The following is a 24,916-nucleotide window of genomic DNA, read 5'->3' on the forward strand; positions in this document are numbered from 1 at the left end:
TGCGATCGCCAGTGCAAAGTTCAGCCAGTACAGGAACGTCATCGGTCAGCTCGCGTTCGCGTAGCTCTCACCGGACGAGTTCTGCTCAGCCTCCGAGCCGCCCGAGTCGGGAGTGTCGTTCTCGTTCTTCGTCGGTGTCGATGACGGTTGGAGTCGCGGCGGCCGTGTCGACGTTTTGGTGGACGCCCCACTGTTGGTCTTCTTGCCGGCCGCGGCGGAGGTGGGGACTTTGAGTCCGGCCTTGCGGAGTTCGGCGGCGGACCAGCCACCGTCTATCGCAGCTTTGATGGCGGCGAGCTCTGTCGCGGCGGCGGCCCGTTCGGCGGCCTGTGCTTCGGCGACCTTCGTCGCGGCGAGGGTGCGTTCGTTCTGGGCGGCGACGATGGCGTCGATGAGTCCGAGTCGGGCATCGAGGGCGGCCTGAGCGGCGGCGCGAACGGTGGTCGGATCGAGAGCAGTGCTGGACATGTGCGGACCTTTCGGAGACGGCGTGCAGCGCACACGCAAACCGATGCGTGGCGCTGTTGTTGACGCGGTCTCGGGCGGCCCGCACGGCTGCCCGATATCCAGTGATGACAATAGACGAGGTCGGGCGGCGAGCGCACGTGCTGGCGCGCTCACCGCCCGAACTCGTTGTGCGCCCGGCGGGCGCGTGGTGTCAGGAGATGTGGAGCTCGAAGGACCAAAGGTCGGCCGAGTCCGAGGACGAGGTGCACGACCCGACGAGCCCGGAGCGTTCGTTTTCTCCGGCGGTCGGTGTCGAGCAGTGCCAGATGCCGTTGTCGCGGTGGACGGCGTTGCCGCCGGCGGGAAGATCGCTGGTGTCGTATTCGTTGCGGTATCTCTGTGCGTCGGCGCAGGAGAGTGTGCCCGCGACGATGTCGATGGTGGTCGGTGTCCCATCACGTAGCGGCGGCCCAGGGCACACCGCAGGAGTGGCGGGCGGCGCGGTGCTCCCTCCGACGAACGGATCGTTCTTGTCGCTCGCTGTGCGGTCGATCCGTCGTCCGATGTCGGTGCACTCCCATCCGCTTGTCGGGCTGGTGGCCAGGCCAGGTTGCACGTAGCCGGTGTCGCTGCCCGCGTCGGTCCACTGGCCGGTGTCGGACCAGCGGTAGCTGTTGGTTTGGATGCGCGTGCCGTCGACGTTGGTCACCGATTCCAGTGGTGCGGGTGGTGTGACGCCACGCTGGGTCGGGGCGGGGCAACGGTAGTACCCGGTGTCTCCGCCGTCGCCGGTGTAGGTGGCCCACACGTCGTATCCGGTCCACATGCTGGCGATCGGGGAATCGATGACGTTCAGGTTGGTTCCGTCGAAGCCGAGGACCCGGAACTCGTTGTGACTGGGGAACTGACCGGTCGCGAGGATCAGCTCCGGTCGTCCGTCGCCGGTGACGTCGGCGACGGCGGTCAGATACTTGTCCTGCCTGCCAGCGAAGCTGGTGTCGTCGGGACCGAGTCCGCCCTGTCCGCTGGTCGCCCCGGGGTAGAGGGAGTGGACTGCGACGCCTCCGCCGGCGAGCCCGACCCGAACGTCTATCCGTGGGGAGGTGGTGATCGCGACTGCGATGGGGTTGGCGACTCCGCTGGCGGGATCGAGTGGTGCGGTGGCCACGACTCGGCACATCTCGTAGCCGTCTCGGACCGGCTGGCACGGGTCGGTGTCGATCACATTCAGTTCCGCTGCCGGCGCGGAGGAGGTGGTCTCAGGTGGACTTGCCAGCGAGGTGGTCGCAGCCGGTTCACCGGCCTCCGGGGTCGGCGCGTCGTTGGTGGACGAGCAGCCCACCAACGTCAGTGCCGCCAGGGCGGTGGCTGCGAGGTATCGGGCGTGTGTGCGCATGTGAGGGCAGACCTTTCAGGGGAATGCACGCCGAGAGGTAGTGCGAAATTTGGGCATGCCGATGGCTGCCCGGCGGCAGGAATGGGTCATCGGATGATGCCCGCACGACGCACCCGATGGCGTCACTGTAGGAGAGCTCGCTAGCGGCTGCAACGGGGTCGTCTCGCTGGATCGTGCAGCCGCATGCCCATAAGCGGATCGGGCCATCGGCCTACGCGCTCAGTCGTTGTTCAACTGGTCGTCGTTGCCGTCGTTCGATTCCGGCTGGTCGTCGAGATCTTCGGCGTCGGTCGGTGATTCCGGCTGGTCGACAGGCTGCTGCGCGCTGCGCGAAGTGTTCGACCATTGGACCGCGTCGAAGACGTTCCCGGACATGAGTGGGTTGTTGCGCCGCAGCTCATCCCACCAGTTTGTTGTATTGACGTTTGCAATGGCGGCAAGTAGATCGGCATTTAGCGGTGGGACACCCAAATTGCCGATGTTCTCGCGCAGGTAAAAATTGTGGGCTATGCCGTTGGTGTCTGCCCACAAACGGGCATTGAGAACGGCGCTCAGAAAATCGGCGTTCTGATCTTTGAAAGCGGCGAGGGCACCCAATCCCTCCGAGGCCGCGATGATGTCTTGAATAGTGGCCTTGGGTTGCTCGCTGACGCTCTCGATTGTTTCGTCGGTGATCTCGGCGGAGAGGTGCTTCTGCGCGAGCCGGAGGAAGGTCTTGAGTGTGATGTGGTGGTACTCGGCGTCGGCCTTCGATCGCATCTCGTGCACCAGCTCGCGGCGCGGGTTCCCTCTCCATGACCAGTCGTCCTTGAGATCCTCTGTCACGAACAGCAGGGGTTGCTGGGACGCGCGGGCCTTGTCGAGTAGTTCGCACCAGATGAAGTAGTCGCCGTACATCTTGGGAGCGCCTTTGACTACATCGCAGTATCCGGGCGGCATCTGCTGCCGCGCACGTTCCTCGAACGCGGCGGCTCGTTTACGGGATTGTCGGGAGGTTGGTTCGGAACCGAGTCGGTCCGGGGTGAGGAGGGCGTCGAGACCGTCGCGAACGTCATCGTCATCGTGGGTCAGGTCGTACTCGTCGATCAATTCCGCTTCGAGTTCGCCGACCGCGTGGCGGGCGGTCTCCCATGTCGTCCGAACACGCGCCTTCACCGCCTTGTCGTTGAATGCGCGTGCAGCGTTGGTCTGCGCTGACTCGAAAGTCGAGACGACGCTCGTGATGAGGTCGCGTTGGTCTTTGATCGCTCCCTCGCGTCGTCGCTGGTATTCCAACGCCGCCTGATATGGGACGAAGAGCCTGTCGCCGAGCAGGGTGAGGGCCCCGAGGATCTGGGCACGCTCCGATGCGTCCGAGCGGTAGAGCTCGAGCAGAGCGCTCGCGTCGAAGGCAACCGTCGCCTCCGTGATGAGCCTGACCAACGCATCGTTCCCGTCGCCGTCATCCGAGGTTCGGTACCACTCGGGAAACATCGACTTCACAGGCCTTGGTCCTCTGCTCGTACCGGACTTTCTGACGTCAACTCAAGCACATCGAGGTTTCACGTCCGAGTCTGCGCGCGGTTGCCCCCAATTGTGGATCGGACTGTGTCCTCATGTGGATGTCCGAGAGTTCCCAGGCCGCTCCGCTCGGTCTCAGGCACCCACAATCGGGTCCGGATCCACAACCGGGGACAACCGCCGTCCGCGCACCTGGGGTGCGCGGAATCGGAACTCGCGGCGCTCGTCCTGAGCGTCTTTTCTGGTGACCCACTGCGCAGGCTCCGCGAGCCACCAGCGTGCCCCTGGCGGAGCAAGCTATAACTTAGGTGCCCTAAGTGTGGATTTCCTGACGGAAATCTGACACGCTGATCGCGTGCTCCCCAGGTCTGGGGTCGCTGCGCTGGGCCGAAGTGAGGTACGGACGGGAGGAGCGGGTGATGGCAGAACGCAAAGCGGGGTGGCTGCGCACCCGTCAGTCGAACGTCGTCGGCGGCCGTGAGTACCGGCACGTGGTGAAGCTGACCGCCGAGCAGGAGATGGCGGTCCAGGCCGCTGCCCGCGTCCAGGGCGTGACGGTGGCAAGGCTGTTGATCGACTCCGCGCTCAAAGCCCCGCGTTCGACGGTCTCGCGTGAAGATCTGACGGAGTTGTTCGCCGCGACGAAGCTCATCGCGGCACTCGGGCGGAACCTGAATCAGCTCGCGAAAGTGGCGAACGCGACGGGTGAAGTTCCACCGGAAACGACGGCAGCGATTGCGGCGGTGCGGCAGGTCTTCGATCGGGTGAACCGGTTGCCGCGTGATCTGGTGGGACGTTGATACCGAACATCACTCGGGGCGCGAAGATGACCGGGCTGGTGGTGTATCTCGCCGGTCCGGGTAAGTCGAACGAGCACGAGAATCCGCACGTCGTCGCCGGGCACGAGAGCATCGTGTTCGCGGCCCCGGCGGGCGAGCTGTCGCACGAGGACGCCATTGCGTTGGCGGGTGAACTGGACACTGCGCGTGTGGTGTTCGGTACCGAGGTGTCGGTGACGAGTCGACGCAAGATGAACGCTGCCATCGACGACGGTGTCCCGCGATCGGTGGCGTTGGCCGACGCCACGTCGGATCAGAACGTGTGGCACTGCTCGCTCTCGCTCAAGCCAGAGGAGGGTGAGCTGTCGGACGTGAAGTGGGCGACGATCGCGGTCGACTTCATGAAGGAAATGGACTTCGACGACGCGGACTCACCACGAGCCCCGGCTCGCTGGGTGGCGATCCGGCACGGCAAGACCAAGGCCGGCGGCGACCACATTCACATCGCGGCATCCGCTGTCCGCGAGGACGGTACGAAGGTCAACACGTTCAACGACCGGAAGCGGGCGCAGGCCGCGTGCAACACCCTCGAACACCGGTACGGTCTGGAAGTTCTGCAGTCCCGCGAACAGCAACTCGGCGGCCGCGGAACCAAGCCCGCCGAGCAGGGCCGTGCTGACCGAGCGCACCTGCCGGAGACCGGTCGAGATGTGTTGGAGCGTCGCGTGCGTGCTGCAGCTACCGCCTCGAAGACCGAAGCAGAATTCGTGCGTCGACTACGGGGCAGTGGAGTGTTGGTGCGGCCACGATTCACCAAGGGAACCACCGACACTGTCGAGGGCTACTCGGTGGCGTTGCGACCCAATCAAGGTGAGGGCACGGTCGCCGCTGTTTGGTACGGCGGAGGAAAACTGTCGAAGGACCTGACGCTGCCGCGACTGCGCAGCGAATGGGATTCCTCCGCAGAGGAATCGGCGCGCGCCGTCGACGAATGGACTGCAGCCAAAGCAGGGAAGCCCGCCAAGCGGAGCGGGCCGGAAGCTGTTGTGGCCGATCCGAAATTGCTCGCGCGAGCAGCGGAAGATCTCGAACGGTGGAACGACTACCTCACGAGAATTCCGGTTACTGATCGCGCGCAATGGGCGCGCGCGGCAGGCCGGACCGCTGGCGTGTTCGCAGCGTGGTCGGCGAAGGTCGAGAATCGTCCGGGGCCGCTCGCACATGCGTCGAAGCAGCTCGCCCGCGCGGCGCAGTTGCCGGCGCACCAACGCGCCGCAAAGTCGGCCGGTGTGGTGTCGGCCGGCGGCGCGGCATTGATCGTCATGGCGTGCAAACCAGGACTCGACGCCACCACCGGATACATCCTGCTGCTGCGGCAGTTGATGAAGGCAACCGAAGCGATCGCGGCGGCGTCACGTGCGGCCGGTGACGCGGCGTACGCACGCGACCTCGAGGTCGTCACCCGGGAACGGCTCACCGCGATGCATACTCGGCTGGAAGTTATGCAGTCGACCGTAGATCGGACCGCGGTTGACGTTGTTGCGAGCGGGAGTACCCCTGTCTCGGGTTACACCGCTGCTGAGCTCGCGGACGCCGAAGAGGCGGCACGCTTCACGCAGAGCGCAATCTCCACGTCAACCTCCTCTCGGCCGCACATCGCGAATGACGTTGCTCAAACTCGACCGCCTCTGTCGCGCGCGCGTAGTAGCGATCGAGACGGCAGAGACACTCGCTGAGACGGCAAATCGTTTGTGAGCGATCTGCAGTCGCCATGCACGACTGTCCGGAACTGACGACATAATGCGTTGATGCGGCCGGAGCTCACACACGTACTGTCGTTGCCGAACCCCATCATCGTGGTCAGCGGTGACACTGGCACCGGAAAATCCTCGATACTCGGCGCGCACCAAACACATCGCGCGGCCGGCGGCGTGATTGCACCGCCACCCACCACATGCTCGTGGGACGGTGGCGCGCTGCAGGTGGCACTCCTCGAGGGTCTCGTCTCTGCTCTCAGCACGTCCATCCTGGACCGTACGTTGTGGCGCAAAGTCCAACACCGGTTCGACATGGCGAGCAAGCAGATGGCTGCGGAGCTAGGAAAAAGCTTCGCGAAGGCTGTCACTCAAGAACTGATGGCCTTGGTCAAGGGTCGTCTGGGCGAGCATGTTGGCGAGGGGGCTGCCGCGTTCCTCAAAGGACTCCGGCGTGACACCACCGAGGAGATGCGGCGAGATCTTCAGACCCGCAGTGATAGCAACGTCGTAAAGCTTCTCGTCCGTCTATGCGACGAGGTGGCCAGCGTTTTGAAGCGAGATTTGATCCTCGCGATCGACGAGTGCCAACGACTGACAGATGATGATCAGCGCACATTGGCGAGTCTGGTTCTGGCACCGCCTAAACGAACGCAGCTCGTCCTAGGCTGGTCTTCTGCAGCCCACCACCCGCAGGTCGGTCTGGCACGTCTGCGCGAAGCAGGATGCGGCGAAGCGGTCGTAGACGGACTCGACCATGCAGGTGTCAGATCCATGCTGACACGAGCTGGTCTTTCGACGACTCATACAGACCGAGTTCATTTTCTCAGCAACGGATTCCCGCTCATCATCGAAGGTTTGATCGGCCAACTTCGTAGTGGAGGATCCCTCGACGAATACACACCCCCTACCGCCTTCGTCCTGTCCCTCGAACACGCACTGGCCCGACTTCCCGCAGACGCACAGGTCGCAGCCCGCCAACTAGCGGTCTACGAGCTGCCCCCAAACGAACGCACCATCGCCAGCTACCTCGACCTCACTGCGACCCAATGGGGCGTCTTACGGACAGCTCTCGAACGAGAGAGCATTCTCAGTATCGACCGCAACGGACAGATGTGGTTTCACGAGAGCCGCCGTGGTCATCTCTGGAACTTCATGCTCAGCGATACTGAACGCGAAGAGATTGGCGAACCGGCGTACCGAGCCCTCCTCGACGAGTACCGACGAGACAGTATCGAATTCAGTGGTTTGATGGTGCCGATCGCACGGACAGCCGCCTTCGCGCTCACCAGTCAAGTCGACAACCCCGCCCTCAGTACCATCCTGCGGTTGAACTCGGCGGAGCTGGCAGTTCTTGCAGCTCTGATCGAACTGGAGACCACTCATCCGGGTGGCGTGTGGACCCCTCCCGAACCAGCACTGATATATGCGCACAACAGGTTCGGGGCCGATCGTGGAGAAGCGCTTACGGCAATCCCAGTGCTACTAGAACAGGGCCTCATCGCGACAGCTGATGAAGACATTCAAATCAATCCGGACCCGCATGTTGTGGTCACTCTCGATGCAGATCCGGACGACCAAACTCGAATCGTTCTACACGGACGAATCCAAGATGTTTTGGGGAAAAGCATGGTCCCTCAGATCACCAACCGGGTCGTGCACGAACATTACGAGCAGCTGCGAGTTGAATCGACGTTGGTGCTGACCGACCCGGGACGTACCGACGCAAGCGAACTATTGGACCGAGCGAACGAGCATCCGTTGTATCGATTCAACATGCTGACTGGATCCGTCTATCCGGTCTTGGCTGTGTGGGTCGACTATGGAGGCCAACCCATCAGCATGTCGTCAATTTTCAACAACACGGTGAATCGACGAGACGCGAAAGCATCAGCGCTGACTGTCGATACCGTCGCATACGGTCGCCGCGTCAAAACGGTCAGAGTCTTCGAGGACCAGGCATCGACCATCCCGTCGCATCGGCTATTCCAAGCAGTTCACCTGGCAACAGGACGACCCATAGCGTCCGACGGCGCTGAGAAGTGGTGGATGGAGAACCCGGGACCTGCATTGCCGATGCGTGAATACGCCTACCGTCGCGCCGCACTCGTGGACATCCTTCGCAACAACGTCAGCGATGTCGAACGCGAGATCTATGCGCTGACCGAGCCCCGTGGATACGCCGTAGGACAAAGCCTCGACGAAACATACTTCTTCGTCGAACTGCGAGGAACATCTCGAGTGATCGAGCTGACGGAGTCGCAGCTCGGGATCTTGCAGGACGACGGTCCTTTCCGTTTTGCGCGGCTCGAACACCATCTCGCCTTGAGACCCGGAGAGCGAACGCATCACATCAACGAACGGGTCCAGCCTGCAGGACTGATCGACGATCCCGTCGTCGACCTTCTGGAAGACTTCTGGAACACCGCGCGGCGGTTCAACCGACTTCAGCCACCCCAGAAGATCAAGATGAAAGCTGGTGGGCTCAGCCAACTCCTACGTTCTGCACACATCAGAACAGCGGCTCTTGCTCGAACGCTGTCGGAACAACTTACGATCGGTGGAGAACGGGGACATCGGCCCCAACACGCGCTCCGGGTTGCCGTCCATCTCGGGAACACGGAAGTCCCATCACTGGTCGCATACAGCCAGCCAATCGGGGACCCCACCGACGTCCAGATCAAATTCGCGCAGCGGACATCCAACCCTAGGAATGCTGCTGACCTCTACTCGAATTTGTACGGCGACGACGAATCGGTAGACATCTACGGAGACGAAGCGCAGGCCGCCATCGCGACGCTCCTCGGGTTCAACTCCGACGAGATCGAATTGATTGCGTGAGTCTCGCCGCGCTTGAGCAGGGCCTCCGGGAAGACGGTAAAACCCTCTGGTGCAGTGGCAGCCGCACAACTGCTCGTTGCAACGTCCACGTGAACCGTCCGTTGAGGTAGCTCAGTGGCGGAATGGAAGACGTGACTGGTTCTGAAGTCTTGTAAATCGAAAGTCGGCATTGCTCTGCGCAACGTCGTCACCATCGGACCGTTCGAGCTTCGGACCCGTCGGGGCGCAGGACGTATCCACGGGTGAAGCCGTGACGCCCCGTGACTTCGTGCTCGTATTCGATCTCGATAACACGTTCAGGCTTGACCCAGGTGAAGTTCTTTCCGCCGATGTCGGATGAGGATGAGAACGGAGAATCGTCTTGCTTTATGAGATTCAAGGCAGCTATGAGGCCGCCGATCCGTTTGTCGGCCCCGGTTGCGCCTCGCGGTATGGCGTTGGCTGCACCGAGGTACTCGAATCGGGTAGCGGTGATGAATTGTCCGGTGAGAATCGTGAGTACACGACCCTCGGCGTCGGAGGTGTAGCCGCCGACTACTACTTTCTTCCGGGGGTACTCGAATTGGTCCTGGATCCATTCGGGCGCACTGTCGAGGTCCACGGCTTCGCCCCGGCCGTGATCGATCATCAGCTTTCTGGCTGCCGCTTTGAGATGGTCGACGAACTTCTTCGCATCGTCGTCCCCGGGGCGGGTAGTGGCGGAAACCCAGTACCAGAGACGTTGACCGTCTTTGTTTACGAGGGGAATCCATTTCTTCTTCTCAGCGCACCCGCCCCCGAGCAAACCGTTGGCATCGAACTGCAATGCGACGTCACTAGGTAGGACGGGGGTACCCATTCCGTGCGCGGCGGCCATCAACAGCACCTTCGACTCGAATTCGGATCGCCGCTCGGTCAGATGGACGCTGGCGGCCTTGGCAGCGGCGTTGAGCGCTTGGCGTGATCGGGTTTCCTTGGGAGCGGTGAGGATGGGGACGCCTCGCAGATCTTCGATCGGGTATTCCGATCGCTGGTCGATCTCGTCGACTTGAACTTCGAGCCAGGCCCGGTACAGGTCTTCTGTGTGGATTTTATGCCTGAGCTGTTTGTACTGGGGGGAGTCTTTCGCGTCGCGAACAAAGGGAAGTCCGACCACGACGTCGTAGTAGCCGGCGACCATCGGTCGGATGCCGCGGGCCATGAAGTGGTCTGGTGCCCGATGATGCTCACCGAGAACTTTCAGTTCGGTCCGATAGTGGCTCGGTCTGCTCCCATCGGAGGCGTTCTTCGAGACCACTTTCTCGAATGTCAGCGCGGCGGGCGCTACAGCGGGCGTGTGATGCGGGAGGTGAAGGACTCGGACGTGTTGTGCTGGCCGATTCTCGTGGAGCGAGTTCAGTTTGTCGATGATGTCAGCGAAGTCTTGACGCATCTTCTGCCCGCGTGCGGAAAGCGACAGTTCGTCACCGTCGACGTTGCGTTTGACCAATGCGAGCTCGGGGTTGCTGCTGCCGAACAGGCGCTCCACTTTCGTGATCCGGTCTTCGACTGCTTGCGTATTGATGCCGAGAGCAGATGCGACGGACGAGAGATCCTTCTTGGTGTCGATGACGTCGAGAATTGCGAGTGCCGGATCGTACAGCGACTCGGGCCTACTCCAGTCGATCGGGCGTCTTCCCATCCGCTGAACGGTAGCGGTACGGCCGGTGCGGTGCGTTAAAACGAGGGATCGGTTTTTGAAAATAAAAAAACAAGTTTACTCATTTTATTCAGCCGGCAAGCATGCATCGTCCCTGGTCAGTCGGCATTTTTGAAGGTAATAATTGACGGCACACCCCCATGGCCGGGGGTGTGCCGTCCGATTCAGCTCTCCAGCCTTCTACGACGAGGAGTAGCCATGCTTCATCCTATGCGGATTGGTTCGATTCCGATCCCCTTCAACATGTACTTTCGTGGGCGCACCGTGCGGGCTGCGGTGCGCATTCCGATCCTGTTTCCTCGAGCATCGTTCCAGGCAGCGGGGGCCGCCCACTCCATCTGGATCGCATCGAGCATGGCTGGGACCACTCTGCTGACGAATCAACTTGTTCCTGTCGTACTGGTGGGGATGATCGCAGTGATGATGGCAGCGGCTGCGAACAGGTCGCGCCTCGCGATCGTTCCGGTGTCAGCAGCGGCGGTCAACGTCGCACTCTGGGTCCACCTCGAACAACCTCTCGTCGCCCTGATCCTGGTGGTCCTGATCGCGGCGTCAGTTGGCGTCGCGGCCGCCAGGAGGCGACGCCCATCATTCGAGATCAGGGTGCCTTTCTGGTTCACCGACGCCGTGGGCGGACGCCACACCGCTGGCGATGGGAATTCCGCTGCCTTCGGCCTCACGATTCACGTCCCCAGCGCGACGTTCCAAGCCGCAGCAGCTGCCCACTCGCTGGCGATTGTCGCAGCCATGGCGGGGTTCGATCTCGGTAACGTCCAGGTGGCAGGAGCGCTCGGTGGGCTAGCACTCGCCATCGTGTGCATCGCGTACAAGACGTCGTTGCTCGCGATTCCCGCCGCGGCAACCGTCGTCAACGCTCTCCACTGGCACCTTGCAGGCTCTGACGCCCTCGCCCTCGTACTCGGTGTTCTGCTCATCGGAGCGGCGAGTATCGCGGGGGTCCGGCACACGGTGATCCGCCTGCTGGCCGAGTAGTCGCGGCGTACCGGATGTTCTAGCGCGTTCACGTACATTCGCCCCCCTTGCCCCGTGTTCCCGGAACCCTTTGAGGTCACGGAACACGGGGCTTTCGTCGTTCTACGGAGCGATCCAGATGTAGTTCGATACGGCGAATGCTCGCTGGGGGAGTACGGAGACGGTCACCCAGCTTGCGCCGAGTCCGGCGTCGACGGTGATGGTGGCGGGGCCTCCGTCGAGGGGGAGTTGTGCGGAGTGGGTGAACGGGGCGATGCCGTTGACCCAGTCGACCTGGATGGTCGTTCCGCAGCCCGGACGTGCTCCGAGGTCTCCGCGGGGTGTGGCGGTGATGGTCAGTTGGCCGGGGTGGGTGCGGTCGGTGGTGCGGTCGATGTGGATGGGTCCGTTGCAGCCGCCGTTGTCTCCGACGGTGACGATGTCGTCGCCGGTCAGGCTCGGGGTTGCAGGTGGCACGTCCGCTGCTGCGAGACCGGTCCCGCCGATCAATGCTGCGGCGGTGATGGCTGCGGTGGCGACAGTGCGGGTGATGGTGTTCATGGGTTCTCCTGTGTTGGATGGGTGTTGGGCGTGAAAGAAGGTCAGCGGCCGGAACGTTCGCGGTCGGTGTGCTTTCCGTTGCCGGGACGTCCTTTGCGTGCTCGAGGTGATTTCGTCGAAGGCACTGTGATGGCTCCGGCGGGTGCGCCCTGGCAGATGTCTGCGGAGATCCGCGCGGCGATCGCTTCGTCGTCGACGCCGGCCGCGCGCATGTCCGAGGCGAACTGCTCGCGGCGTGCGGCGCTGTCGTAGCTGTGATCGGCTTCAGCACGTCGGTCTGTCTCCTGCGACCGCTCAGTGTGCTCTGAGTTCTGGTCCCGGGCCTCACGTTCGCTCAGCGGCTGGGCCTCTTCGTTTTCTATGCCAGGGCCGGATCCGTAGCCGTCCTGTGCGTGCCGCTGCTGCGTTTCGGCGTCCTGGTGCTCGGCGTCGGCGATGAGTGCTGCGGCCTGGGCGCGATCGAGTCCTGCCGCTCTGTCGGAGTTCTGGGCGAGGGCATGTTTACGCTGGCTGTCGTCGATGAACGCTCGGGCCCCGCGGTCATCGGTGATGTCGACGCCGTATCGACGATGAACTTCGCTGCGGACCGTTGCTGCGGCTTGCGTGGCGATCTCCGACTCGCTTTCCCAGGCCTTGGCCTGCTCGTAGACGGTCGTGATGTCGTGAGGTGTCGCCCGGTCCCACCACTGAGGGTCGAGAGGCCTGCGGAGCTGGGTTTCGGCGGCGATCCGTTCGGTGCGGAGCCGTTCGCTGTATTCGCGCGCAGCTTGGTTGCTGTGCTGTTCGGCCTCGCGTGACTGCTGTTCACGTCGGCGGGCGCTCTGTTCGGCGAAACGGGATGCGAGCTGCATCCCGACGCGGAACACCATCCCCACTTCTCTACTGGCGGAGCCGAGCTCGTCATCGGACATGTGGTGTCACCTTTCAATTGGCGGTCCGGCTCGTTACCGGATCGGATGGGGGTCAGCGCTGTCGCTGGTCGGGGAACATCGCTGGCGGCGCGGGGTCCACGGGCAGCGGATGCAGCCGGTCGGAGTGTCCGGTGCGGGTATCGCAGTTCTGGAAGGGGCCGTCGGAGGCGAAGAGCTTTTCCATGTGGTGGTCGGCGTGATCGCGCAGCCACACGCTCATGCCGGTGTGTGGGTCCTTGCGCAGGTGCTCGAACGATCGCCACAGCGCTTCGAGGCGGGCGACGGCTTCGGCGTGCCGCCACCACTGCGGGCACCAGCATCGGTGCGGTACGTCTTCGACCTCGCGGCGGTAGAGGACGGCGAGGTGGTCGCGCACGAACTCCTCGACCGACCCGAACTTGAGCGGTTCGGGCTCGTTGCCGGCCGCGTCTATCGCGGCGTCGAGCTCGGCTTCCATCCGAGCCCGTGTCGCCTCGGCGAGCTGGTGGTGCAGCTCGGGGGTCAGGAGCTCCTCGAACTGTGCGGCGGCGATCGCGTCGACTTCGGCGCTCAGGCGTCGGTCGACGCCCGCCTGGACCCGGGCCCGCATCGGCTCGCTCAACGATCCCGCGGCCGCTTCGGTGGCTGTGTCGTCGAGGCCGTCGAAGCTGAAATCCTCGCTCACGCTGCACCTTCCTTGGTCAGGTCGACGCTCCCGACGAGGGTGACTGCGCCGGCGAGGGTGCGATCGGCTTCGGGGTCGTGGACTCTGATGGACGCGACGACTGCGGCCTGGTTCGGTCCTTCCCACCACGGCACGGTCCGCACGAGAACCGGTGTGTTCCCCGATGACCGGACGATGGCGCGTCCGCGGGGGAGGGCTTCGAGTTCGGCTTCGGTGAAGGTGCGTTGTTTGGTACGCGAGCGTGAGACGCTGCGGCCATGATCGCTCGTGGAGACCGATCCACTGATTTCCCAGTGATCACCGATCGCGGTGGACATGTTGCGGAGGAATTCGCCGTCGTCGATCGCGACGCCGCCGCCGTAGACGCGGACGTTGGCAGCGGACCAGAGCTTGCGCATTCCTTCTGTGCCCCAAACATTTACACCTTGGGACCAGGACTGGAGGACGGCCATGATGATGATGCCGCGGGAGCCGTAGTGGCTGTAGAGGCCGGGTAGTTTCGCCCAGCGCACGACGTTGGCGACCTCGTCGAGCGGTGCGAGGAGAGGGACGGGGAGACGACCTTTGGGGGAGGTGGTGGCGAGCTGTTCGGCGGCGTCGATGATGGCCACGGTCAAGGCGGTGACCAGGGGACCGGCGGAGCCGTTTCCTTCGCGGGAGAGGCTGTACATCGTGCCGCCCTCGGCGACGAACGCCCGCGGGTCGAAGTGCGGGCGAGTATCGCCGGGTCCGCTCGCACGGATCCACGGGTGCACTGCGGAGAGCTTGAGCGATCGAATCATCTTCTTGGCGGTGGTGAAGACGCCGGATCGCTGCTTCTCGGTCTGGTTGTACTGTGCGGCAAGGCCATCCGCTTGCAAGCGGTATCGGCCGTCGGCGGTCCCTCGGAGGATCTCGACGGGCTCCTTGTTCTTCTCCTGCGTTGCCCAGGTGTAGACGTCGGTGATCGGGCGCCCGGCCACCGCGGCGGCGAGGATCAGCCCGGCGAGCAGGTCCTGGCCCTCGGGGTCGAAGAACGGGTCCTTCTTGGCTTCGACCCCGTCGTCGCCGGAGGCGAAGTGTTCGGCGAGGTCGGCGGCCTTGACTTCGTCGGTGACCCAGGTCAGCGGGTTCCACCACCAGCTGGGCTGTTCGTCGGCGACCTGCTGCGGGTCGAACACCCACACCGGGCGCCGCTCGAGGGACTCGACGGACACCATGCCCTTGGCCGGGACGGCCTTACTGTCGCCGTAGGTGCTCCAGTCCACCGCCGCGGCCTTGACCGGTTCCCCGGTGACGCGGTCGAGAAGGCGCACGCTGCGCCAGAGCCGCGTCGCGTCGACGACGTCGCGTTTGTTGGAGGTGGTGATCACCCCGCCCGGGGCGTCGAGAATCGCCGGGATGACCCGCGAGGAGGACTTACCGGTCCGCGGCCCCCAGATGTCGCAGTGCAGATCCTCGTAACTGCCGCGCAGCATCTGCTTGGAGAGCAGGTGACGGCCGACCTGGACGCCGGGTACCTGTGTGGGTGTCAGCTCGATCGCCAGGTCCGCTGCTTTGCGTCTGCATCCTTTCTCGCTGAGCGATTCGATGTCGCGGCCACGGCCGAGGTGGCGGGCCTTGTCGTCGACGCGGGTTTTCTTGCTCCGGTAGCGACCGAGCAGCACCAGCGCTCCGACCGCCGCCGCGAGCAGCACCAGTGCGGAGAGGACGACGACGATCGTCGAGCCGGTCTGCCATACGAGATCGCCGCGGAACAGGCGTTTGGCGATGGCGATGGGATTGTCCGGGGCGGGTTGGTCGGTGCCCAGGTGAATGCCGGCCCACAGTCCGCCTCCGGCGAGGGCGGCGACGGCGGCACCGAAGCCGAGCAGGACCAGGGAGCCGTCGGTGGTGGCGGGGTCTTTGACGCTGCGAGTGCTCATGTGGGGAGTCCTTCTCGTTGGTGGGCGGGTGTGTCAGGAGACTTCGACGATGGCGGTGATGGTGACGGTGAAGCCGGGGGCGGTGCGTCGATCCCGGTGGATCGGCTACCTGGAGCGGTGTCACGGCGTGCGAATGGCCCTGTACGGCAACGAATGTGTGGCCTCGTTCGAGCTCGTCGATGTAGCCGACCATGGTGTCGGCTGCGATCTGCAGGGCGGGGGCGGGAGAAGGCCCGGCGGCGGTGCCGTGGCCGTAGAGGACCAGGAAGCTCATCGCACAGCCACCGCGTTGACGCGCCACACGCCGAGTTTGGTTGCGGTGAAGTATGCCGCGAAGGTGTTGGTTCCCAGTGTCTTTCCGTCGGGGGTCGTGGCGGTTTGGGTGACGGTGACCACGCGTGAGACTCGTCCGCTCTGATCGGCGGGATGGTCGTCGCCGCCGATCGCGGCGACCGCGATGACGCGGGCACCTGCCTGTGCCCAGTCCTGCCACTGGTTGCCGGTGATCGGGGCGAGGGCGATGAACGAGGCGGCGTTGTCGGCGTAGTAGCGCTCGTCGAACAGCGGCTGCGCCCGCTTCGCTGCGGCGAGCTGGTTGGGCTCGTCTGCCGGGGTGTAGGAGAACAGAGTGGTCGCGGCGGCCAGCATGACCTGTTCGGGATCGGTCTGGTCGACCCCGGCGAAGGCCTGTGGCAGGTCCGGGGTCGAGGGCGCGGGTAGCGAGGTCGTCGGTCCGCCGGCATCGAGAGGATGGTCGCCGGTGTCCTGACCGGAGTCGTCGCTGCCGCAGCCGCCGATGACCAAGGTGAGGGCCGCCAGCAGGGCCAAAGCGGCGCGTCGGTGGGTGCGTGGTGTGGTGTTCATCCGAATCTCCTGACGTACATGTCTTCTCCGGCCCAGCCGGAGAGCGGCATGATCGAGACGGTTTGGCCGGACTGGGGGGCGTTGAGGAGCATGTCCTGGCCGCCTTCGGTGCCGGTGTAGATACCGACGTGGTGGGTGTTGCCTCCGGAGCCGAAGTAGATGAGGTCTCCGGGTTGCTTGTCCTCGAACGGGATCGGTTGTCCCCGTGGGTCGCCCAGCTGTCCGGGGTTGGAGGTGTCGCCGGTGTAGTGCGGGAGTGTGATCTTTCCGCCCGATGCTTGGAAGACGGCGTAGAGGGTCAATCCGGAGCAGTCGAATCCGGTTTTGGAGGTGTCGCCGTTCGCGTCGGCTGCGCCTCCGCCGTCGCTGATTCCTCGGGTCGGACCGCTCGAATCTCCGCCTCCCCATGCGTAGGGTGTGCCGATCCATCTCGACGCTGCGGCAATGACATTGGCTCCGAATGGACCGCCGGGGACGAAGGTCGGTCCTCCGCTCGATCCGCCGGCAGGCGGGGTGCAGGCACCGGGGGCGGTACCGCCGTCGACGACGGCGGTGGCCACCGCGCCGGTGCCGTTGTTGGCGATCGCTGCGAGGTCGTCGGCGGTCAGGTCGGCGCGGGCACCTTTGAACTGTGCGTAGAGCTGGCGGGCGAGTGGTTCGTCGTCGGCGTAGGCCCCGGGGTGGCCAGACCCTTGCACTGATTGGGCGGCGTCGGTGACAGCCATCGACTGCCAGCCGGGGATCTTCAGCAGGGCGGTATAGAACTTGATGTTCGCGGTCACTGGATTCATCAGCTCTTCCGTCGTGCCCCAGATCGTCACTTGTTGCTGAAATTGATTGACCGACAGGTGATCCGATCCAATGCCGTCGTGGGGGTAGTTCGTGGAGTCCGGGACATTCGAGCTGGCGAGCATCCGATAGGTCGACTCCTGGCCTTCGGTGGCGAGCGCGACGACGATGCCCTGTTCGGGTACCCCCATCGCCTCGCCGATGGCGACGGTCTGTTTCGCCAGTGCGAGCTGTGCGGCATTGAGGCCGCCCGTTCCTGCACCGGGGGAGCTCGAGGTCTGTGGCTGGGCGGCGGTGCCGGGCTCGGCGGCCTTGGCGACCCACGGCGCGGGGTCGAGTGCGGTTCCAGCACCATCGGGGAGCCGCGCGCCCTCCCACACCTCGAAATGCAGGTGTGCGCCCGTCGATTCGCCGTCGTTGCCGATCTTCCCGATCTCCTGGCCGGCCGAGACGTGCTGGCCGGCAGAGACGAGGACACCGTCGGCGAACATGTGACCGTAGACGGTGGAGTAGGTCCGGCCGTCGATCTCGTGGTCAAGGATGATCCAGTGCCCGAATCCGGCGGCCTCCCCGGCTTCGGCGACACGTCCGTCTGTGAAGGCGTAGATCGGGGTGCCGACCGGGCCGGCGCGGTCGATCCCCTGGTGGACGGTGCCCCACCGGGGGCCGAAACCGGAGCTGTCGGTGGTGGTGTCGCTGGCGGTGGGCTTGACCAGCGACCCGGCCGGCGCGATCGCGCCAGCCGCGGCACCGGACGGGGGAGCGCAGGCGATGGTCGTCGACGCCGGAGCGAGGATCACCACCACGATCAGGACCAGCCCGAGAAGTGTCGCGGCGGTGGCGACGAGAAGTTTCTTGGCGTCCACGTCGCTATGCGCGCCGACCGGTGTGCGGGCCCATTCCTGCAGTCAGGGTGGCGATCAGCTCCGTCGCTGCCGCGAGCTGGACCTTGTGTTCGCGGGCGCGGCGCTCGGCTTGTTCGGTGGTGACGGGGGCGGCGTCGCGGCCGGCGGCCACGACCCAGTTGCGCAGGGTGTTCGGGTGGACCTCGAGGGTTTCGGCGACGAGCTCGATCGCTCTCCACCGGGAGGACACCTCGGTGGCGACCTTGGCGACGGTCTGTACTGCTGCTGCCCGCAGTTCGAGGGTGAGGCGCTTGTACTTTCGTTCGGCGATCATGCGGGCGCTCCTGCTTGCTCAGGGGCGGCGATGTCGGATTCGATGACCTCGCGGACGAGGTTCGCGTCGGCGAACTCACTGAACCGGGAATTGGTGTCGTGGATGCCGGCGTCGATCTCGGCGGCGGAGAAGATCAGCTGTACCGGGATGCCGGGGCTCAATTCGCTCTCGCCGATCTTGATCAGGAACTTGCCGAGTCCGGATGGGGGCTCGATCGGCTCGTCGTGTTTGCGGCGATCTCCGGTCATGGGCGGCGGCGCGGACCATCCGCTGACCATGTCGGATTCGGTGGCCGTGAACTTGACGATGCCGGCCAGGCGTTCGACTTCTTTTTCCGGGATCGGGCCGATGACCTTGACGCGGGCGCGTTCGAGGAAGCCCAGGGCTTTGTTCGCCGATCCGGTCGTGGACTGCGATTCGAGGTCGGTGATGGTGTGGGTGATCATCCACAGCGCGGTGGCAATGGCTCGGTTCAAGCGGGTGAGGGCGTTGACGCGGTCGACCATGAAATCGCCCAGACCCAGGACCTGCCAGAGCTCGTCCATGATGGCCTGGAAGTAGCGCTGCGGTCCCAGCCCCGCGTCGGCGAGGGCGTGTGCGGCTTCGATGGCGGCGAAGCCGTCGGACCAGCACACGAGCATCACGGCCGCTTTGAGTTTGGTGTCGCCTTCGGCAATGTGCGAGACATCGATGCAGATGGCGACGGCGTCGATATCGATTTCGGTGGTGGTGTGTCCGTTGAACACTTCACCGAACCGGCCTTTGATCAGCCCGCGCAGTGATTGCCGGAGGCGTTTGGTCGAGCGCCGGTACTCCTCGACGGTGTCTTCGCCGGCGTCGGCGATCAGTTCGGGGTGTCCGTCGATGACGAGGGCGAGCAGGTCACCGAGCAGGGGCGGGCGATCGGGGGTGTAGCCCATCTCGCCGTAGAGCAGGTTCAGCGAGGTCGCGAGGATCGTTTCCTCGAAGTCCTGCACCGGGCCGCCGCGGGAGAGTTCGATCAGTCCCGAGACGACCTGGACCTGGCGGCCGCGGAGCTCGGCGAGCATGCGGCGCTGCAGGTCGGGGAACGCGGAGAGCGTGGGGATCACCGATCCCAGGACCCCACCGGCGAGCGGGTTGATGCGTCCGTATCCGTAGCCGAGATCGATCACCTGGCCCCCGACGGCTTCGATTTCCTTGCGGTAGTCGGGCTTGACGTCGGCCAGCACGAGGGTGGTGACGTTCTGTGCGATACCGCCCAGGACCACGCGTCGTACGAACGAGGACTTGCCGTAACCGTTGAGTCCGAGCACGAAGCCCACCGGTGCGGTGATCAGACCTTCGATGAACCAGTTGAGCAGGTCGAAGCAGACCGCGGCGCGGGTGAGCAGGTGTTGCCCGATCGGGGTCCCGATCAGTGGTGCTCCGGCACCGACCGACCACGGCCACAGGCCGGCAGCTTGGACGGAGGTGGCGCGGTACTCGATCTGTCGGCCGACGGTGTTGGTGCGCCCGCCCCCTGGACCGGCGAATCCGCGGTCGGTCAGGCGTAGGGTCGAGCGGGCGAAGCCGTCGGCCGAGGACGAGTAGTCCGCGGCGTCGCGGTTGCGACGGCGGCGGTCGTCGGTGGCGAGCTTGTGTTTGGCCCACATGCTGCGTACGCCGGGACGGTTCGCGGCGACGACCAGGGCCGCGCGGGCGGTGTCGTCGAGGATCTTGACCATGGACGGGTCCCCTTCTCGTCTCGGGTGCTTATCCGGCGAGTGCGCCGGGGAGGGTGGCGTGTTCGGGCAGCACTGCCCCGATGCCGAGGGAGCCGTAGAACCCGGCGGCCTGCCATCGGTAGGCGCGGCGGATCTTGAGACGGCACTGCACCGACAGATCGCGGACGATGGCTTCGATGGCCGGGATGTCGCCGGTGAGGGGCTCGGTGACGGTGATCAGCACCCCGAAGCGCACCAGTCCGTGGCCACGGGCCTGCTCTTCGCGGGCGCGGGAGGTCGATTCGACCTTGATCGAGGCGGTCACCGATCCGATGCCGCGCCCGCCTTGCTCGGCGATGAGTGCGTTCTTGTAGTCGGTGTCGACGATCTTGACCGCATCCGCCGCGGTGTGCGGTCGGTAGACGATCGCGACACGTTTGCGAGGCACGTCGGGATTGGGAGCGAGAATGCGACGAAGGACGCCCTCGTCGACGGCGCTCGCGGGAGCGGAATCCATTTCCCAGGTCACCGACCGGCCACCGTCGTGGACGTACTGGTCGAACTTCTCCTCGTGCGAAACCGGTCCGGCGTCGTCCCAGTGAAGTCCGTGTCCGGCCGAGCTCGACGACGCGCGCTCGAGATCCGCCTGTGAAGCGGGATCGGTGGAGCGCCGGACGAAGGCGACGATGTCGGCCGCAGGCATGGGCCGGACCATCACCGACGCCGATTTGAGGGCCGCGCACAGCCCGGGTAGTCGACGGCTGATCTCGACGGCCTGCTCGGAGGGGTCCTTCTTGCGGGCATCGGTGGTGGCGCGGAAGGTCACTGCGATCCGGGCCTCGAGCTGGACCTGTTCGGTGGGCAGCGACTCGGCGAGGTCGTACATCGAATGCTGAGCCAGGGCAGGCGCATTCGGCGCGGTGTTGCGGCTGACTTCGGCGAGCAACCGGTTACCGGTTTCGGGGACAGTGTCGATGACCGGGACGACGGCCACGATGTCGGAGGTCTGGCCCATCGCGGCGAGTACGACTCCCCATTCGCCGACCCAGTTGTTGATCAGGGACTGATCGACTGCTTCGTCGCCCTGCGGCCAGGCGCGCAGCACCACGGTGTAGCAGTGCTTGGCGGGCATGTGGATCATCCCGAACCGGAACCCGGCGGCATCTTCGCCTTCGTAGAGTTTGGTCGGGGCCATGATGCCCGGGAGGAACGCTTTGCCTCCGGGTAGTTCGGAGAACAACCCGCCTCGGTAGATGTTCTCTTTCCTGCGTCGTGCTCGTATCCACTGCATTCTCAGCACCGTCATTTCGTATCCGGATCGACCATCTCTGCTCCACACCAGCGGTGCGGCAACAACTGTCGCGATTGATGCGACGACCACGCCTGCGCCGAAACCGGCGAACATCATGGTCACCATCACCGAGATCACCAGGACGAACCCGATGATCGTCGCTGCCCATGTCGCACCGAACAATCCGGTGTTTCGAGGCTTGGTCCACCCGTGGTAGAGCAGACCTGCTTCGGTTCTCGTCGCCATCTACTCACTCCTCGGATAGGAAAGAACACGTTGCGCCACAACCGGTGTGGCCGATGTCGGGGTGGTCATCGTGGTATCGCGTGTCGGCTACTGCTGCTGCTGTTGTTCGAGGTTCGGCCACCGGCGAGGTCGTCAGCCGAACGTCCTGCGTCCGCAGCTCCGGATCCCACCGCCTTGGCTGCCTTCGATCCCGACCCGCCGCCCGAGCTGCCGCGAGATCCGTTGGCGCTCTGACTCTGTCGGCCTGATGCCGAGGACGGCGAACCGCCTGGCGAGGGTGGGGTCAGGTTCGGTCGTGGGCTCGTGCGACTTCCACCCCCGCCGCCGCCACCACCGCCACCACCGCCGCCGCCACCGCCGGCGAGTCGTCCGGCACCACCGGCCCCTCCGGAGAACGCTGCCGCGCCTGCGCTGCCGCCACCGACTGCTTTGCCTGCGGCCATGGACTTTCCGCCCGTGGCGACCGCAGCTCCGGCCATCAGAGCTGTTCCTGCTGCGGCGGCACCGGATCCACCCGAGCCGACGGCCGCGACCGCCGGCACCAACAGGCGCATCATCGCGGGCAGAACCGCCGCGGCCATGGTGAGCATGACGATGCCCAACAGCGATTGTTGGAGCTGGTCGATGTCGGGGATCTCGCCCTCGGTGACGTTCGCCGAGTTCTGTGCGGTCAGGAACGCCATCGCGTAGACCAGCGCGCCGACGGGCTTGAAGAGCAGGAACGCAATGATCCAGGCCACGATCTTGTCGTAGGACTGTGAGCCGACCGAGGTACCTCCGGCCGCGGCCGCGAGCGGTGCGGCCGCGACAGCGGCAATGAGAAGCACCTGGCGGGCCACGAGCATCACTGCCTGCGCGATCGCGCCGAGAAGGCCGACCAATCCGATGATCAGCATCAACCCCGGGGTGGCGCTGCCGTAGGAGTTGATCGAGAGCATCGAGTCGACCATGCCCACCGGGTCACGGTTGGAGGTATCGGTGATCAGCCAGTCCGAGAACGCGTCCCCGGCACGGGTTCCCGCGGCGACGACGACGGAGAACATCGTGGCGGCAATGATGGTGCGGGAGAGGGCCTTGTAGGTTTCTTCGGCTTCGTTGAGCAGTGCGTGACGCCGCGCAGCCGCCAGACGCAAGGCCAGGAAGATGATCGTCGCGACCAGCAGTGCCAGTTGTATCCAGCCCGTGTACTCCGAGATCGTCTGCAGCGGAGTGAAATTCTGCAGATCCGGGTTCGGGATCTTGATCCACCAGGTCATCGCCATGGTCAGTACCTGCGCCATGCCGGTGAGGATCGACTGCACGATCTCCCCGAACTGCGATTCCCACATCTCCGCGAACTGACTGGTGGCGAAGTTCTTGGCTGCGTCGAGGGGGTTGCCGTCCGCTGCGCACAGTGCGCCGCTCGCGCCGCCGATCAGATCGCCGATGACCGGCAACTGCGTGCCCAACACGTCACCGACGACGTCGCCGGCGGTGTCGCACGCGGTGGTCTGCGCCGAGTCCGTCTGTGCCGTGTCGTCCGGAGTGGGTTCCTGCGCGGCCGCGATCGCACTGCCGGTCAGCATCACCGCAAGCACGATCACCAGTGCCACTGCTGTCGACCGGAGGCACCGGAGGGCGAGGGTCGTCATTTTCCGGGCCATTGCGTCCACCCCGCCAACGTCGGGGTGTTGCCGACCTTGCCCGCCTCGGCGAGCTTGAGGGACCAGTCGCCGCCGCGCCAGAGCAGCTCGATCGGCACCGTGGTCCAGCCATTGCCGGAGACGTTCTTGCCGGCGTATTCGATCACCGCATAGTCCGACGAGTAGTAGGTCAGGCGGTAGGCCTCCTGCCGAAACAATGGCTTGGCCGGCGGCGCGGTGTTGCCGGCCGCGATCTGACGTTGGGCGTTGGCGAGATTGCGGTCGAGCTCGGTCTGCAGCTCGGGGGTCGAGGCGACCGCTCGGGTACCCATCACTGCCGCTGCACCCTCGAACGTGGATTGGCTGCGGTTCACCAGCTGCAGTCCCGCCAGGGCCGCGCCTTGTGGGGTTCGAGCGAAGCCGGTGGCGAGGGCACCGTCGACTGCGGTGGGCCCGTCGGAGGCGGAGAACGGGAGGGGATAGTTCTGCACTTTCTGCCACATCACCCCGGCAGGCGGGGCGCTCTGGTAGTCGGCGGAGCTGGGATCGGGGCGAGAGCCGGGGTCTTGGTCGAGGGCGATGCCGTTCGGGTTCGGGGGCACCTCGACGCGGAAGCCGAGTTCGTCGAGGTAGGGCAGTCCCCAGTCGGCGCGGTTGCTCTGGGTCGGCTGCGGCGCGGCGGGACTGGCGGTGTCGGGTTGCGGCGCGGAGATCTCGCGGGCGCTGCGGTTGATCAGGACGGCCGCGGTGCCGCCGACGACGACGAGAACGATCACGATCACCGACAGCACCAACGTCCACCGGCGTCCGCCCAGGACCTGTCCGTCGTCATCCGGGGACGACGGGACGGGATTGTGTCGCGGTCCTGTGCTCATCACGATTTCTCCAAGGGTGTTGCCTCTTCCGGTACTTCGGTGATCGAGCGCACTCTGACGGTGGTGTCGCCGGGCTCGGGAAGCAGTAGCCGCCAGTCCTCGCCCGACCACACGACGGCGGTGTCGGATGCGGCGATCGATTCGTCGGGGAAGGTGGTGTAGATCGTCAGAGCCGCCCGCTCGACGGTGTAGTCGGTGATCCGGTACCCGGCGATCGAGGGACGCTCGTCGGCGGCAGGGGGTGCGGTGATCGAGATCAGTTGCCGGTTGACGGCGAACGAGTCACGTGCAGGTCCGGGAGCGACCGCGGCATTGACCACCGATGGCCATTGGTAGTCGGGAGCGACCGAGATCCGCACGGTCTGTTGCAGTGCTGCCAGGGCCGCACCCTGCGGGTCGTGAGTGAATCCGCCGACAGGGCCGCTTCCCGGATTGTGGGCCGGGCCCTGATCGCCGACAGGCAGTGCGATGCCTTGGTAGTCCTGCCAGCGCACCCCGGTCGGTGGTGCGGACGGATCCGGGGCCGTCGAGGTGGTCGGAGCCGCCGTATCGGTGGCTTCGGTGCCGCCGGAGCTGCAGGCCGTGGCCAGTGCCGCTGCGAGCAGCCCGACGGCTATCCATGCTCGTGCCCCGCGGATGCGGGGTGCCCCGTCGTCGGGTGTGGATGCGGTCATGGTCGGAGATACCTCTTTCGTTACGCGATGCTGGGGCGCTCGCATGGTCAGAACGTCAACAGGGCTGCGGCGATACCGGTTGCGGCAGAGGCGAACACGGCCGAGATGAGCGTGACCACGATCGATTGAGCGGCGTCGGTCTCGTGGGGGGACTCTCGTCGGGTGTAGGCCAAACGTCCTGCGGCCCAGATCAATCGGATGGTGAATATCGCGAAGGCGAACCAGAGCAGGTATTGCAGCAACTGCACCAATGGTTCGGTGACCTCGGTCGGTGGTGTCTTCAC

Annotated in this window: 21 protein-coding genes; 4 read left to right on the forward strand and 17 right to left on the reverse strand. The window is 65.0% G+C overall.

What is annotated here, in order from left to right:
• Window positions 1-45: 45 nt before the first annotated feature.
• The 3 genes from CH271_RS19710 to CH271_RS19720 form a co-directional block, all read right to left on the reverse strand.
• Complete coding sequence (locus CH271_RS19710) at window positions 46-468, reverse strand: hypothetical protein (RefSeq protein WP_094618324.1); 423 nt, start codon at window positions 466-468, stop codon at window positions 46-48.
• 190 nt (window positions 469-658) lie between these two features.
• Entirely contained in the window at window positions 659-1,843 is a 1,185-nt protein-coding gene (locus tag CH271_RS19715) for a hypothetical protein (RefSeq protein WP_094618325.1), read from the reverse strand.
• A 219-nt stretch (window positions 1,844-2,062) separates the two neighbouring features.
• The gene (locus CH271_RS19720) at window positions 2,063-3,316 is read right to left on the reverse strand and encodes a PIN-like domain-containing protein (protein ID WP_254925553.1); all 1,254 of its coding nucleotides are present in this window, start codon (window positions 3,314-3,316) and stop codon (window positions 2,063-2,065) included.
• 446 nt (window positions 3,317-3,762) lie between these two features.
• On the opposite strand from CH271_RS19720, the gene CH271_RS19725 reads away from it, so the two are divergent.
• The 3 genes from CH271_RS19725 to CH271_RS19735 all read left to right on the forward strand — a co-directional run bounded on the left by CH271_RS19725 (window position 3,763) and on the right by CH271_RS19735 (window position 8,717).
• Complete coding sequence (locus CH271_RS19725; protein ID WP_032393565.1) at window positions 3,763-4,143, forward strand: plasmid mobilization protein; 381 nt, start codon at window positions 3,763-3,765, stop codon at window positions 4,141-4,143.
• A gap of 26 nt (window positions 4,144-4,169) precedes the next feature.
• Window positions 4,170-5,858, forward strand: coding sequence for a relaxase/mobilization nuclease domain-containing protein (locus CH271_RS19730; protein WP_176457432.1), 1,689 nt, complete (start codon window positions 4,170-4,172; stop codon window positions 5,856-5,858).
• Window positions 5,859-5,930: 72 nt separating this feature from the next.
• On the forward strand, window positions 5,931-8,717 hold the full coding sequence (locus CH271_RS19735; protein WP_032393566.1) for a hypothetical protein: 2,787 nt from the start codon (window positions 5,931-5,933) through the stop codon (window positions 8,715-8,717).
• 187 nt (window positions 8,718-8,904) lie between these two features.
• Here the strand turns inward: CH271_RS19735 and CH271_RS19740 are convergent, their stop codons facing one another.
• Window positions 8,905-10,377, reverse strand: a complete 1,473-nt coding sequence (locus tag CH271_RS19740; RefSeq protein WP_032393567.1) for a hypothetical protein — start codon at window positions 10,375-10,377, stop codon at window positions 8,905-8,907.
• Between the two features lie 216 nt (window positions 10,378-10,593).
• On the opposite strand from CH271_RS19740, the gene CH271_RS19745 reads away from it, so the two are divergent.
• On the forward strand, window positions 10,594-11,388 hold the full coding sequence (locus CH271_RS19745; protein WP_143546911.1) for a hypothetical protein: 795 nt from the start codon (window positions 10,594-10,596) through the stop codon (window positions 11,386-11,388).
• Window positions 11,389-11,490: 102 nt separating this feature from the next.
• Here CH271_RS19745 and CH271_RS19750 read toward each other — a convergent pair whose 3' ends face one another.
• The 13 genes from CH271_RS19750 to CH271_RS19810 all read right to left on the reverse strand — a co-directional run bounded on the left by CH271_RS19750 (window position 11,491) and on the right by CH271_RS19810 (window position 24,916).
• Complete coding sequence (locus tag CH271_RS19750; RefSeq protein WP_032393569.1) at window positions 11,491-11,928, reverse strand: hypothetical protein; 438 nt, start codon at window positions 11,926-11,928, stop codon at window positions 11,491-11,493.
• A gap of 41 nt (window positions 11,929-11,969) precedes the next feature.
• Complete coding sequence (locus CH271_RS19755; protein ID WP_032393570.1) at window positions 11,970-12,839, reverse strand: hypothetical protein; 870 nt, start codon at window positions 12,837-12,839, stop codon at window positions 11,970-11,972.
• Between the two features lie 52 nt (window positions 12,840-12,891).
• Window positions 12,892-13,503, reverse strand: coding sequence for a DUF4913 domain-containing protein (locus tag CH271_RS19760; RefSeq protein ID WP_230596587.1), 612 nt, complete (start codon window positions 13,501-13,503; stop codon window positions 12,892-12,894).
• The gene (locus tag CH271_RS19765; protein WP_032393571.1) at window positions 13,500-15,407 is read right to left on the reverse strand and encodes a type IV secretory system conjugative DNA transfer family protein; all 1,908 of its coding nucleotides are present in this window, start codon (window positions 15,405-15,407) and stop codon (window positions 13,500-13,502) included. The genes CH271_RS19760 and CH271_RS19765 overlap by 4 nt, the downstream gene beginning before the upstream one ends.
• Before the next feature lie 270 nt (window positions 15,408-15,677).
• Entirely contained in the window at window positions 15,678-16,271 is a 594-nt protein-coding gene (locus CH271_RS19770) for a hypothetical protein (protein WP_032393685.1), read from the reverse strand.
• Window positions 16,268-17,926, reverse strand: a complete 1,659-nt coding sequence (locus CH271_RS19775; RefSeq protein WP_094618327.1) for a peptidoglycan DD-metalloendopeptidase family protein — start codon at window positions 17,924-17,926, stop codon at window positions 16,268-16,270. The genes CH271_RS19770 and CH271_RS19775 overlap by 4 nt, the downstream gene beginning before the upstream one ends.
• A 4-nt stretch (window positions 17,927-17,930) precedes the next feature.
• Window positions 17,931-18,239 (reverse strand): hypothetical protein, encoded by a 309-nt coding sequence (locus tag CH271_RS19780; protein WP_032393572.1) that lies wholly within the window; start codon window positions 18,237-18,239, stop codon window positions 17,931-17,933.
• On the reverse strand, window positions 18,236-19,945 hold the full coding sequence (locus CH271_RS19785; RefSeq protein WP_176457433.1) for a hypothetical protein: 1,710 nt from the start codon (window positions 19,943-19,945) through the stop codon (window positions 18,236-18,238). Before CH271_RS19785 ends, CH271_RS19780 begins: the two co-directional genes overlap by 4 nt.
• 28 nt (window positions 19,946-19,973) lie before the next feature.
• Window positions 19,974-21,461: an SCO6880 family protein gene (locus tag CH271_RS19790; protein ID WP_032393573.1), complete on the reverse strand. Its 1,488-nt coding sequence runs from the start codon at window positions 21,459-21,461 to the stop codon at window positions 19,974-19,976.
• 65 nt (window positions 21,462-21,526) lie between these two features.
• Window positions 21,527-23,104: a hypothetical protein gene (locus CH271_RS19795; RefSeq protein ID WP_032393574.1), complete on the reverse strand. Its 1,578-nt coding sequence runs from the start codon at window positions 23,102-23,104 to the stop codon at window positions 21,527-21,529.
• Window positions 23,089-23,958: a hypothetical protein gene (locus tag CH271_RS19800; protein WP_082322349.1), complete on the reverse strand. Its 870-nt coding sequence runs from the start codon at window positions 23,956-23,958 to the stop codon at window positions 23,089-23,091. Before CH271_RS19800 ends, CH271_RS19795 begins: the two co-directional genes overlap by 16 nt.
• Complete coding sequence (locus tag CH271_RS19805; RefSeq protein ID WP_052049177.1) at window positions 23,958-24,632, reverse strand: hypothetical protein; 675 nt, start codon at window positions 24,630-24,632, stop codon at window positions 23,958-23,960. Before CH271_RS19805 ends, CH271_RS19800 begins: the two co-directional genes overlap by 1 nt.
• 47 nt (window positions 24,633-24,679) lie before the next feature.
• Complete coding sequence (locus CH271_RS19810) at window positions 24,680-24,916, reverse strand: hypothetical protein (RefSeq protein WP_032393575.1); 237 nt, start codon at window positions 24,914-24,916, stop codon at window positions 24,680-24,682.

The organism is Rhodococcus sp. 05-340-2 (assembly GCF_002258915.1).
GTDB lineage: Bacteria > Actinomycetota > Actinomycetes > Mycobacteriales > Mycobacteriaceae > Rhodococcoides.